The organism is Micromonospora sp. CA-244673, from assembly GCF_050948395.1.
In the GTDB taxonomy this organism is placed as follows: domain Bacteria; phylum Actinomycetota; class Actinomycetes; order Mycobacteriales; family Micromonosporaceae; genus Micromonospora.
The window spans coordinates 3998604-4011004 of the sequence record NZ_CP192019.1 but is presented as its reverse complement, the minus strand read 5'-3'; the positions used below and the strand labels follow the sequence as shown (position 1 = coordinate 4011004).

General features: G+C 74.9%; 11 protein-coding genes. 8 read left to right on the top strand and 3 right to left on the bottom strand.

Features of this window, described 5'->3' with window-relative positions:
• Positions 1 to 30: 30 nt before the first annotated feature.
• From ACQP12_RS18785 to ACQP12_RS18755, 7 genes are all read left to right on the top strand, one after another.
• Complete coding sequence (locus ACQP12_RS18785; RefSeq protein WP_433280558.1) at positions 31 to 678, top strand: DUF998 domain-containing protein; 648 nt, start codon at positions 31 to 33, stop codon at positions 676 to 678.
• 4 nt (positions 679 to 682) lie between these two features.
• Complete coding sequence (locus ACQP12_RS18780; protein WP_091258368.1) at positions 683 to 970, top strand: DUF1905 domain-containing protein; 288 nt, start codon at positions 683 to 685, stop codon at positions 968 to 970.
• 23 nt (positions 971 to 993) lie between these two features.
• A complete protein-coding gene (locus ACQP12_RS18775; RefSeq protein ID WP_433289334.1) occupies positions 994 to 1761 on the top strand; it encodes an SIR2 family NAD-dependent protein deacylase in 768 nt (255 codons plus the stop codon).
• Positions 1762 to 1872: 111 nt separating this feature from the next.
• The gene (locus tag ACQP12_RS18770; protein WP_433280556.1) at positions 1873 to 3111 is read left to right on the top strand and encodes a low temperature requirement protein A; all 1239 of its coding nucleotides are present in this window, start codon (positions 1873 to 1875) and stop codon (positions 3109 to 3111) included.
• A gap of 151 nt (positions 3112 to 3262) precedes the next feature.
• Positions 3263 to 4615 (top strand): extracellular solute-binding protein, encoded by a 1353-nt coding sequence (locus ACQP12_RS18765; protein WP_433280554.1) that lies wholly within the window; start codon positions 3263 to 3265, stop codon positions 4613 to 4615.
• Between the two features lie 8 nt (positions 4616 to 4623).
• Entirely contained in the window at positions 4624 to 5574 is a 951-nt protein-coding gene (locus ACQP12_RS18760; RefSeq protein WP_433280552.1) for a carbohydrate ABC transporter permease, read from the top strand.
• Entirely contained in the window at positions 5571 to 6494 is a 924-nt protein-coding gene (locus ACQP12_RS18755; protein WP_433280550.1) for a carbohydrate ABC transporter permease, read from the top strand. Before ACQP12_RS18760 ends, ACQP12_RS18755 begins: the two co-directional genes overlap by 4 nt.
• A gap of 6 nt (positions 6495 to 6500) precedes the next feature.
• Here ACQP12_RS18755 and ACQP12_RS18750 read toward each other — a convergent pair whose 3' ends face one another.
• Together ACQP12_RS18750 and ACQP12_RS18745 are read right to left on the bottom strand one after the other, a co-directional pair.
• Positions 6501 to 7271, bottom strand: coding sequence for an alpha/beta fold hydrolase (locus tag ACQP12_RS18750; RefSeq protein ID WP_433289332.1), 771 nt, complete (start codon positions 7269 to 7271; stop codon positions 6501 to 6503).
• A 185-nt stretch (positions 7272 to 7456) separates the two neighbouring features.
• A complete protein-coding gene (locus ACQP12_RS18745) occupies positions 7457 to 8221 on the bottom strand; it encodes a DUF427 domain-containing protein (protein WP_433280548.1) in 765 nt (254 codons plus the stop codon).
• A 166-nt stretch (positions 8222 to 8387) separates the two neighbouring features.
• Here ACQP12_RS18745 and ACQP12_RS18740 point away from each other — a divergent pair, with 166 nt between their 5' ends.
• On the top strand, positions 8388 to 9611 hold the full coding sequence (locus ACQP12_RS18740) for a multidrug effflux MFS transporter (RefSeq protein ID WP_433289330.1): 1224 nt from the start codon (positions 8388 to 8390) through the stop codon (positions 9609 to 9611).
• A gap of 22 nt (positions 9612 to 9633) precedes the next feature.
• Here ACQP12_RS18740 and ACQP12_RS18735 read toward each other — a convergent pair whose 3' ends face one another.
• The gene (locus ACQP12_RS18735) at positions 9634 to 12378 is read right to left on the bottom strand and encodes a helix-turn-helix transcriptional regulator (protein ID WP_433280546.1); all 2745 of its coding nucleotides are present in this window, start codon (positions 12376 to 12378) and stop codon (positions 9634 to 9636) included.
• Between the last annotated feature and the right edge of the window lie 23 nt (positions 12379 to 12401).

The following is a 12401-nucleotide window of genomic DNA, read 5'->3' as shown; positions in this document are numbered from 1 at the left end:
CGGCCGCCCCTCGCCCGCTGGACTGGACGCATGGACCGTGACCGTCTCGGCGCCGCCTGCTGGCTGCTCGCCGCACCCGTGTTCCTGGCCGCGAACGTCGTCGTCGGACTGGCCTGGCGCCAGCCGCCGTTCAGCTGGGCCACCAACAACATCAGCGACCTCGGCAACGTGACCTGCGGCCTGTGGGACAGCACCCGGCCCCGCCCGGTCTGCTCGCCCTGGCACGGCGCCATGAACGGCGCGATGGCCGCCACCGCGGCCCTGCTCGCCCTCGGGGCGCTGCTCACCTGGCCGGCGCTCGGCCGCGGGGTCGCCGCCACCGCGTCGCGGCTGCTCACCCTCGCGGCCGCCGCCGGGTACGCCCTGGCCGCCGCCGCCCCGGCGGACGTCGACGAGAACCGGCACTTCCTGGCCGCGCTGCTGATCTTCGTGCTGGGCAACCTCGGGATGCTGGTGGCGGCGCTGGCCCGGCGGTCGACCGTGCTGGGTGGGATGCGGGCGACCAGTGCGGTCCTCGGGTCCACCGGGGTGGCCGGCGTGGTGCTCTTCGTCGCGCGGGTCGACCTGGGCATCGGCGTCGGGGGCATGGAGCGGGTGGCCGTGTTCCCGCTGCTGCTGTGGACGGTGCTGGTCGCCGTGCGGGTGGTGCGGGCAGGGCGGGATCGACGCCTATCCTGAGCGGGTGGAGCTGGAGTTCAGCGGCGAGGTGTGGTTCTGGCGGGGGCCCGCGCCCTGGCACTTCGTCACCGTGCCCGACGAGCTGTGCGGGGAACTGGAGGCGGCCTCGGCGTCGGTCACGTACGGCTGGGGGATGATCCCGGTGACCGCGCGGATCGGCGGGACCGGATGGGAGACGTCGCTCTGGCCCAAGGACGGGCGCTACATCGTGCCGGTGAAGACCGCGGTCCGCCGGGCCGAGGGGATCGCGTTGGGTGACCGGGTGGACGTCCACCTGACCGTCACGCGGTGACCGGGCGACGGGAGCGGGAGCGGATGGACCTGGCGGACGCGGCGACGGTGCTCGCGCGGGCGCGGCGGCTGGTCGTCTTCACCGGCGCCGGTATGTCGGCCGAGAGCGGCGTGCCCACCTTCCGTGACGCGCTCACCGGCCTCTGGGAACGGTGCGACCCCCAGGCTCTGGCCACCCCGGAGGCGTTCCATGCCGATCCCGCGCTGGTCTGGGGCTGGTACGAGTGGCGGCGCGGCGCCGCCCGCCGGGCCGAACCGAACGCGGGGCACCGGGCCGTGGCCACCATGGCGGCCCGGGTGCCGGAGACGGTGGTGATCACCCAGAACGTCGACGACCTGCACGAGCGCGCCGGCTCCGCCGCCCCCGTCCACCTGCACGGCAGCCTGTTCGCGCCGCGCTGTTCGGCCTGTGCCCAGCCGGCGCCATTGCCCGACGCCGGCGAGGAGCCGGGCGAGGGCCGGCGGCTGGCGCCGCCCCGCTGCGGGCGCTGCGAGGCGCCCGTCCGGCCGGGGGTCGTGTGGTTCGGTGAGGCGCTGCCGGAGCAGGCCTTCGAGGCCGCCGTCGAGGCGGCGTACCGCTGCGACGTGCTGCTCACCGTCGGCACATCCGGCCTGGTGTATCCCGCCGCCGAGATCCCGCAGGTCGCGGCCCGCCGGGGCGGCACGGTGATCCAGGTCAACCCGGAGGAGACGCCGCTGGACGCGGTGTGCGCGGTGAACCTGCGCGGATCGGCGGCCCGCGTGCTCCCGGCCCTCGTGCGGGCCGCGTGGGGTGACGCCGCCCCCACGTGACGGCCCCCGGGACCGACGGCCGATCACCGGAATCGCCGAAACGGCCCGGGCCGTCCGGCCTACCGTCGGGCGGAGGCGATCGGCCGGTCGGGGCGGCGGAAGGCGACGGACATGGGGCGGGACGGGGCACGGTGGCGCCCGGTGTGGCCGCGCCCGCCCGCCCCGGCGCCGGCCGGGCGCCGGGTGACGCCGTTCGAGATCTTCTTCGACCTGGTCTTCGTCTTCGCGCTGACCCGCATCATGGCGCTGATCGGGCAGCGGGCCACCCCGACCACCATGGTGCAGGGGCTGATCCTGCTCGTGCTGCTCTGGATCGCCTGGTCCTCGTACACCTGGTTGGGCAACCACACGCGGGCCGAGGTCGGGGTGGTCCGCGGCGGCTTCCTGGTCGCGATGGCGGCGTTGTTCGTGGCGGCGCTCGCCATGCCGGACGCCTGGACGTCCGGGCCGGGCCTGGACGGGCCGCTGCTCGTCGCGCTCGCCTACGTGCTGCTCCGCGTCGTCCACCTGACGCTCTACCACTGGGCGGCGGCCGACGTGCCCGGGCTGCGGGCGCGGATCCGGTTCTTCGCGGCGGTCAGCGCCGCCAGTTGGGTGCCGTTGCTGCTCGGCGCGCTGCTGAGCGGGACGGCGCACGCCGTCCTGTGGGTGGTGGCCTTCGTCATCGAGATCGGCGGGCAACGGCTGTCGTACGCGCGGCGCGGCACCTGGCCGCTGCGCAGCGCGAGCCACTTCACGGAGCGACACGGTCTGGTGCTGATCATCGCGCTCGGTGAGTCGCTCGTCGCCGCCGGGGTGGGCGCCGCGTCGGCGGTGACCGCGCTGCCGGTCCTCGGTGTGGCGCTGGTCGGCTTCGCGGTCACGGCCTGCCTGTGGTGGCTGTACTTCGACCGGGCCGGGCCGGCCGCCGCCCGGGTCCTCGCCACGGCGGCGGGGGACCGGCGGGACCGGATCGCGTCGGACGCCTACAGCCAGACCCACCTGCTGCTGATCACCGGGGTCATCTACCTGTCGCTCGGCGTCGAGCAGGTGCTCGGGCTCGTCGCCGGGGTGCACGGCGGCGCCGAGCACGCCGGGCCCGGCAGGCTGACCTGGTCCGCCTCGGTCGCCCTGTACGGGGGCGCCGCGCTCTTCCTGGGCGGCCGGCTGCTGTTCCTCCGGCTCACCGGCCAGCCGGTCCCGCCGGCGCAGCGGGCCGTCGCCGTGCTGGTCCTGCTCCTGCTGCCGTTCGGTGTGCTGCTGCCGCCCGCCGCGGCGCTCGGCGTGCTCGGCCTGGTCCTGCTCACCGCGGTCGCCGTCGAGCGGCTGCCCAGGGGACGCGCGGCGCCGACCCCGTCCGCCGCCTCCTGACGCCTCCGTCCGGACCTGCGGATCCGCCACCGGGAGGCCGGCGGATCACGAGTGATCAACGACTTCTCCGTCCCGGGTTTGAAGTTCCCGGGAACCGGAGAAGTGCAGGTCGGCGTGGGCAGGGTGGCCCGCGCGACTACGGGAGGTGGCCATGTCACGGAGACTGCGGGCAACCGCGTTGGCCGGGGTGCTGACCCTGGCGATCAGCGGCTGCGGCGGAGTGGGCGGCGGGGACGACTCCGGCGGCGGCGCCACCAAGGGCAGCGGCGAGCTGAGCACCATGGGATTCGGCCTCTCGGACGAGATCGCCAAGACGCGCGTGGACGCCTTCAAGAAGGACCACCCGGACGTCCAGCTGAAGATCACTGAGGGCGCCTTCGACGAGCAGCAGTTCCTCTCCGCGGTGGCCTCCGGCAACCCGCCGGACCTGGTCTACATGGACCGCAAGCTGATCGGCACGTACGCCAAGCGCGGGTCGATCCAGCCGTTGACCGACTGCGTGGAGAAGCAGCGGATCGACCTGGGGCAGTACCGGCAGGCCGCCAAGGACCAGGTCACCCTCGACGGCACGGTCTACGGCATCCCCGAGTTCTCCAACGTACGTGTGCTCTACCTCAACGAGGCGCTGCTGAGGGAGGCCGGCCTCACCGCCGACGACGTCAACCTCGCCGACTGGGCGAGCCTGCCGGCGGTCAACACGAAGCTGGCCAAGGTCTCCGGCGGCCGGCTCAGCCGCATCGGCATCGACCCGAAGATCCCCGAGTTCCTGCCCATGTGGGCGAAGGCCAACGGCGCCGAGATGATCTCGGCAGACGGCGCCAAGGCCAACCTGACCGACCCGAAGGTGGTCGAGGCGCTGACCACCGGCGTGAAGCTCATCCAGGACCAGGGCGGCTGGGGCAAGTTCAAGTCCTTCCGGGACACCTTCGACTTCTTCGGCGCCGAGAACCCCCTGACCAAGAACCAGATCGCCGCGTGGCCGATGGAGGAGTGGTTCCTCAACCAGGCCGCCAAGAACAGCCCCAAGGCCGAGCTGGTCGTGAAGCCGTTCACCGACCGGCAGGGCAAGCCGCTGAGCATGTCCAACGGCCAGGCGTGGGTGGTCACCAAGGGCGCCAAGAACCCGGAGGCGGCCTGCGCCTTCATGAAGCAGATGACCGCCACCGACACCTGGTACGCCGCCGCGAAGGCGCGGGCCGAGGCCCGCAAGGCGGCCAACCTGCCGTTCACCGGCGTCTGGACCGGCAACACCGCCGCCGACAAGAAGATCTTCGACGAGCTGTACCAGCCGACCGGCAACAAACGCTTCGACGACGCGGTGGCCACCATCCGGGAGGCCCAGGACGCCGCGTTCGCGATGCCCGCCTCGCCGGCCGGCGCCGAGTTCGACAAGGCCTGGACCGACGCGGTGAACCGGGTGCTGTCCGGCCAGGCCCAGCCGGCCGAGGCGCTGGCCCGCGCCCAGCAGGAGGCGACCGCCGCGCTGGACAAGGCCGCGGGCTGACCCCGGCCATGGCCACCACCGTCACCCCTCCCGCCCCGGGCCGGCGGCGCCGCACGCCGCTGGCCCGGCGGGAGGCCCGCTGGGCGTACGTCTTCCTGGCGCCCTGGATCGTCGGCTTCCTGGCGTTCACCGCCGGTCCGATGATCGCCAGCCTCTGGCTCAGCTTCACCGAGTACGACGTCATCAACGCGCCCCGCTGGAGCGGGCTGGACAACTACCGGCAGCTCATGTCGGACCCCCAGGTGGCGCGCAGCCTCGGCAACACCGTCTACTACACGTCGCTGCACGTGCCGCTGGTGATGCTGATCTCGCTGGGGCTGGCCCTGCTGCTCAAGCGGGTCGGCCGCTGGCAGGGCTTCTTCCGTACCGTGTTCTACCTGCCGGTGATGACCCCGGCGGTGGCCGTCGGCATCCTCTTCCTGCTGCTGCTCAACACCCAGGACGGTCTGATCAACCGCGGCCTCGCGCTGGTCGGGATCGACGGTCCGAGCTGGACCACCGACCCGGACTGGGTGATGCCCGGGATCGTGCTCATGAGCCTGTGGAGCCTCGGCTCCACCGTCATCATCTACCTGGCCGCGTTGCAGAACGTGCCTCGTGACCTCTACGAGGCCGCCGACCTCGACGGGGCCGGCGCGTGGGCCCGGTTCCGCCACGTGACCCTGCCGATGATCTCCGGCTCGCTCTTCTTCACCCTGATCGTCAACACCATCGCGTCGCTGCAGATGTTCACCGAGGTCTACACCATGTACTTCGGGAACCGGCAGACCCAGGGCTCGTTCAGCAGCGACGCGGCGTCGTTCTACGTGATCCACCTGTTCCAGGAGGCGTTCCAGTTCCTGCACATGGGCTTCGCCTCGGCGATGGCGTGGCTGCTGTTCCTGATCATCCTGATCATCACGGCGGTGCAGGTGAAGCTGAGCAACCGGTTCGTCTACTACGAGGGGGAGGACCGGTGACCACGACGAGTCAGCCGGTGGGCACCGGCGCCGCGAGCACCGTGGTGGCGCCTCCGGCGGCGCCCCGACCGGCCCCGCCGGAGGAGGGCCGGCGGCCGCGCTGGCAGCGGGTCCTGTTCGTGGTCGCCCTGGCGGTCGCGGCGGTGATCTTCCTGCTGCCGTTCGTCTGGCTGGTCAGCGCCTCGCTGCGGCCCCGAGAGTATGTCTTCGCGCCGGGCTTCCTGCCCACGCCGTTCACGCCGGACAACTACGCCGAGGCCTGGCAGGCCATGCCGCTGCTCACCTGGCTGTTCAACAGCGTCGTGGTCGGGGTGGCGGCGGCCGCTGCGGCGACCCTGTCCAGCGCCTGGGTGGCGTTCGGGTTCGCCTACTTCCGGTTCCCCGGCCGGAACCTGCTCTTCGGCCTGGTGCTCGCCACCATGATGCTGCCGTTCGCGGTCACCATGATCCCGACCTACCTGATCTGGAACCGGCTCGGCCTCGTCGACACCCAGGTGCCGCTCTGGGCCGGCAACCTCTTCGGGTCGGCGTTCTACATCTTCCTGCTGCGGCAGTTCTTCCTCTCCCTGCCCCGGGAGTACTTCGAGGCGGCCCGGGTCGACGGGGCGAGCTATCCGCAGCTGTTCTGGAGGATGGCGTTCCCGCTGATCCGCCCGGCCCTGCTGGTGGCGTTCGTCTTCGAGTTCAAGGCGAGCTGGACCGACCTCATCAAGCCGCTCATCTACCTGCGCAACGAGCAGCTCTACACGCTGCCCCGGGGGCTCAAGGTGATCCTCGACCGGTTCGGGTACGGCGGCGAGCAGCAGTGGGAGATCGTCCTCGCCGGCAGCGTGATCGCCACCGTACCCATGATCATCCTGTTCTTCCTGGCCCAGCGGCACTTCGTGGAGGGCATCGCCACCACCGGCCGCAAGGGCTGACCGCCCTCAGCCGGCCGGCTCGTCGAGGAAGGCGAGGGTGACCGCGGCGAACAGCGGGGAGCTGAAGATGCTGTAGTGGGTCAGCCCGGGCAGGATGGCCAGCGCGTGCCCGCCCTTGGGCCGGCCCTCGCCCGCCCAGCCGCCGTCGCGCAGGCCGCCGTCGAGCAGCTTGAACACCTCCACGTAGTGGCTCGGCGGCGCCATGTCGGCGTCGCCGGCGACGATCAGCGTCGGCACCCGCAGGTTGCGGACCTCCTCGGTCAGGTCGAAGTCCTCCGCCATCAGCGCGCCGATCTTGTCGAGCAGCCGGGGGAAGTCCTCCGGGCGCGGCGCCACCCGCTGGTAGAGCTGGTACATCGGGGTGTCCGTCATGAACTCCGCGGCGGCACCGGTCACCTGGCCCTGCTGCGCGCGCATCTCGGCGTAGATCGCGTCCGAGCGGACGTGCGCGGACGCCGCGACGAGCCGGCCGAGCTTCTCCGGGTGGGCCACGGCGGCGCGCAGCGCCACCCCGCCGCCGAGCGAATAGCCCACCAGGTCGGGCCGGTCCAGCCCGAGGTGGTCGATGAGGGCGGCGATGTCGTCGGCCATCGTGCGCAGGTCGAGCGGGCGGTCGACGTCGGCGGTGCGGCCGTGACCCTGCAGGTCGACGGTGATGACCTGGTGCCGGGCGGCCAGCGCCGGCAGCACCGGCCCGAACATCTCGCCCGACCCGAGCCCGCCGTGCAGCAGGATCAGCGGGTGCCCGGTGCCGTGCGTCTCGTAGTAGAGGTTGATGCCGTTGACCTCGGCGTAACGGCCGACGCCCGCGACGTCGGCGGTCCAGTCGGTGGCGGTCACGGTGACGCTCCTCCCGTGTGGGGACGTGCGGGGCGGACCCCGACGGCGCCGGCCGCGAGGTCACGGACTGCGGCCTCACCCTACGCAGGCGGGGCGGCCCGGCGCTGTCCCGCCGCGCCGGATCAGGAGAAGTGCGTCCGCGGCCGGGGAAGGCGTTCCCCGTCCACCACCAGGTCGACCTTCTCGTTGTAGAAGGCCACCAGCCCGGCGATCGGCAGCAGCGCGGCCGTGGGGAAGTCGTACGACCAGGCCAGGTCCGGGTGGACCCGGTCGCCGGCCCGCACCGACCAGTAGCCGCTGGTGCGACCCTTGTACGGGCACGCGGTCCGGGTCTCCGACGGCACCAGGTGCCGGAAGCGCACGTCGGTGCGGCTCAGGTAGTAGCGGGTCGGCAGGCCGGTCTCGAAGACCAGCACCGGCGCGGTCGACTCGGCCAGCACCGTGCCGTCCAGTTCGACCCGGACGCGGCGGTTCGCGCGCAGCGCGTCCACCCGGGAGTACGGGCTGCGCGGGTGGACGAAGACCTCCTCGTCCTCCTCGAACCAGGCGTCCAGCGCGGACCAGTCGAACCGGATCATGTCGGCCAGCCCGGACGGCGCGTCGGCGCCGTACCAGCGGGCGCAGGAGGCCCGGGCGAACTCGCCGACGCGCAGCCCGTGCAGCCGTGCGGCGCCGAGCGGGGTCTCCTCGGTGCGCCCCTCGTCGACCAGCAGGTCCCGGCGGACGTCCGCGGCCGGCACGTAGTACTGCGGGTACGGCGGCCACTCCCACACGTACCGCGCCCGGCTGGTGTCGAACACCAGCTCGCCGGCCAGGAACGCGCGGATCCGGCGGGGCGCCGGCTCGATCCGGCCGACCTCGGCGGCCGGCCGCGGATAGTCGGGCACGGTGTCTCCTCCCGGTGCGATGTGCGGCGGACGGTTCAACGAGCGGATGTGACCTGGGGCACCTTCGGTGCGGGCGGGAATGAGATCGGCCCCCGGTGATTTGCTGCCAGGTGTGACCAGTGCGCAGTCCTCTCCCGCCCCGACCGTCGAGACACCCGGTGACCTGATGAGCCGCGGGCAGCAGCTGCGCCTCGTGCTGGTGCTCGGCTCGCTGATCGCGATCGGGCCGCTGACCATCGACATGTACCTGCCCGCGCTGCCGGCCATCACCGCCGACCTGGAGACCACCTCGGCGGCCGTGCAGCTCACCCTCACCGGCACCCTCGCCGGGCTGGCCCTCGGCCAGCTGCTGATCGGCCCGCTCTCCGACGCGGTGGGCCGGCGCCTGCCGCTGCTCGCCGGGATCGCGCTGCACATCCTGGCCTCGCTGCTCTGCGTGGTCGCGCCGACCGTCCAGGTGGTGGGCGTGCTCCGGGTGCTGCAGGGGCTGGGCGTGGCGGCCACCTCGGTGGTCGCGATGGCCGTGGTCCGCGACCTGTTCAGCGGCGCCGCCTTCGCCCGGCTCTTCTCCCGGCTCATGCTGGTGATGGGCGCGGCGCCGATCCTCGCGCCCACCCTCGGCAGCGCCCTGCTCCGCTGGTCGGACTGGCGGGGCGTGTTCGTGGCCCTCGCCGTCTTCGGGCTCCTGCTGGTCGGGGTCGCGGCGGTCGGGCTCCGGGAGACCCTGCCGCCGCAGCGCCGCCGGCACGGCGGCGTCGCCGCCGTCGGCCGGGACTACCGGGCGCTGCTGCGGGACCGGACGTTCGTCGGGCTCGTGCTGGTCGCCGGGCTCGCCATGGCGGCGCTGTTCGCGTACGTGGCCGGGTCGTCGTTCGTCTTCCAGCAGCGGTACGGGCTGGACGAGCAGCAGTTCGGGCTGGCGTTCGGCGCCGGGGCGGTCGGGCTCATCACCGCCACCCAGCTGAACGTGCGGCTGCTGCGCCGGTACACCCCGCAGCGGATCCTGGTCACCGCGCTCACCGTGGGCACCGGGGCCGGGCTGGTGCTGGTGAGCTTCGCCGCCACCGGCGTCGGCGGCCTGCCGGCCGTGCTGGCCTCCCTCTGGGTGGTGCTCGCCGCGGCCGGGCTCGCCATGCCGAACGCGCCGGCCCTGGCGCTGTCCCGGCACGGGGAGGCGGCCGGCACGGCCGCCGCGCTGCTCGGCGCCGTCCAGTTCGGCGTCGGCGCGCTCGCCGCGCCGCTGGTGGGTGTGCTCGGCACGGGCGCCGCGGCGATGGCCGCGGTGGTGGCCGGTGGCATGGCGGTGGCCCTGCTCGTGCTGCTCACCGTGGTCCGGCCGGCGCGGCTGGCCGAGGTCGAGCCGGCGGCGGTCGCCGTCGCCGTGCACTGAGCGGGCGGCGGTCGCTCGCCCCTCAGCGGGGGGCCGGCCCGCCCATGGCCGCGCCCAGCTCGGCGCGGGTGGAGATGCCCAGCTTCCGGTAGACCCGGGCCAGGTTCGCCTCCACCGTCTTCGGGCTGATGAACAGCGCGTCGGCGATGGCCCGGTTCGTCTGCCCCCGGGCGGCGAGCCGGGCCACCCGCTCCTCGGTGGCGGTCAGCGCGGTCGACGTCGGCGCGCGCCGGCCGATCCGGGCCAGTTCCGCCTGCGCCCGCTCGGCGAACGCGACGGCTCCCAGCGCGGTGAACTCGGCGGCCGCCGCCTCCAGCGCCTCCCGGGCCTCCCGCCGCCGCCGCGCCCGCCGGTGCGCCCGGCCGGCGACCAGCAGGCAGCGGGCCCGGTCCAGGGGCAGCACGTCCGCCGGCACGGCGGCGCGGGCGGCGGCCAACCCGGCCAGCGCCGGCGCCGGGTCCACGCCGTTGGCGCTGTCCAGCAGCACCCGGCTGCGGGCGAGGCCGAGGGCGGTCCACGGGCGGGCGAGCCGCGCGTGCCGCTCGGCGAGCCGGGCGTACGCCGTCGCCGCCGTCGCCAGGTCGCCCGCGCCGACGCACGCCTCGATCCAGTCCGGTTCGAAGCGCTGCGCCAGCGGCTCGGCGATGCCCGAGCCGTCCAGCTCGCCGGCGAGCGCCCCGTACGCGGCCGCGGCGGCACCCCACTCGCCGGCGGAGAGCGCGACGAGCCCGGCGAGCTGCCGGTGGATGCGGCGGCACCAGGCGTCGTCGAACTCGTCGGCCCGGCGCAGCCCCGCCTCGGCCACCGCGCCGGCCTCGGCGAGGCGCCCGCGGTGCGCGTCCAGCATGCCCGCCAGCCAGGTCTCGCCGACCAGGCCGGTGCCGAGCTGCTCGCCCAGGTCCCGGGCGGCGGCGATGTGCGCGCCGGCGGCGGCGAAGCGGCCGGCCAGCAGCTCCGCCTCGCCGAGGTGGGTGAGCGTCTCGTGCTGCCAGGGCTCGTCGCCGCGGGCCACGGCCCGGTCCAGCATCCGGTGCAGCCGGGACCGCGCCCGGTCGTGGTCGTCGACCGCCTTCCACCAGATGGCCGGGATCGAACCGGCCAGGAAGGACGGTTCGCCGGCCTCCAGGGCCAGCGCCCGGTCGAGCAGGCCGGTGCGGGCCGGCCGGCCGGCGCGTACCTCGTGGAAGAAGAGCAGCAGCAGCGCGGCGGTGAGCAGCGGGCGGTGCTCGTCCCGGTCGGTGAGCCGGGCGATCGCCGCCTCGGCGTGCCGGCGGGCGGGCTCCGGCGTGTCGTGGAACAGGGTGAGGTGGGCGTGGATCCGCCCGGCCAGCCGGCCGTCGGGGTCCGCGGCGGCCAGCGCCCGCTCGGCGACGGAAACCGCGCCCGGCAGGTCGTCGACGCACCAGGCGACCATGGCGCGCAGCAGCAACGCCTCGGCGTGGGCCGGGCCGGTCAGCTCGGCGGCGGCGGCCTCGGCCGCCCGGCCGGCCGCCGCGTAGTCGCCGCTGTCGAGGCGGCACTGCACCGCGTCGAGGCGGCGGCGGTCCCGCTCGGCCGCCGCCTCCGGCGGGGTCAGTTCGGCGGCCCGGTCGTACCACTCCGCGGCGAGGGCGGGCGCGCCGCGCTGCCGGTGCCGCGCCGCGGCCGCGGCCAGGTCGGCGGCGACCCCGGCGTCCGGCGCGACGGCGCAGCGGGCGAGCTGCCGGGCGCGTTCCTCCGGGTCGGACACCGCGTCGGCCAGCACGCGGTGCAGCCGGCGCCGCACCCCGGGCGGGATGCTCTCGCGCACCGCGGCGGCGTAGCGGGGGTGGACGAACTCGATCCGGTCCGGTGTGACGACGACCAGCCCGGCGTCCTCGGCGGCGTCGAGCGCCTCGGCCGGCACGCCGGCCGCCGACAGGTCCTTGGCGGTGGGCACGGTCAGCAGCGCGGCCAGGCGTACCGCGTCGCGGCCCGGGCCGGGCAGCGCGCGCAGGGTGTCGGCGAGCAGGTGACGCAGCGACGACGGCACGGGCAGGTCCTCGTCCGGCCCGGGTGGCCGGGGCAGCCGCAGCACGGCCCGGGCCAGCTCGATGGCCAGCAGCGGGTTGCCGCCGGCGTCCCGGGCCAGCCGGGCGAGCAGCGGGCGGCTGAGCGTGCCGCCGAGCCGCGCCCGGACGATGCGGTGCAGCTCGACCGCGCCGAGCGGGGGCAGGCCGACCCGGGTGAGCGGGCGGTGGCCGGTCGGGTCGTCGTCGAGGCCCAGCGGGACGGGGGACGGTCCGGTCTCCCCGGTGCGGCAGGCGACCAGCACGGCGGGCCGGCGGGTCAGGCGGCGCAGCGCGAACCGCAGCGCCCGCTCGCTGGGCGGGTCGAGCCAGGGCGCGTCGTCGACGGCGAGCAGGACCCGCCCGTCGCCGCCGGTCGCGGCGTCGAGCAGGGTACGGGTGGCCGCGCCCACGGCCCGCTCGTCGACCGCCTCGTCGTGGTCGCCGGTCAGCAGCACCACGTCGGCGGCGACCCGCTGCGGCGGGGGCAGGGCCGGCACCCGGTCCGCCAGCGGCCGCAGCACGTCGGCCAGCGCCGCGTACGGCAGGGCCGCCTCGGCCTCGGTCGGCGCGCCGGTCAGCACCGTCCAGCCGGCCCGCCCGGCGCGCGCCACCAGGGCCCGCCACAGCGTGGTCTTGCCGATGCCGCTGGCGCCTTCCAGCAGCACGGGCGCCCCGCCGGCAAGGGCGCGCCACACCCGCTCGACGACCGCGTCGCGGCCGACCAGGGAGGCGTCCATGGCGGGATCCTGGCACAGCGGCG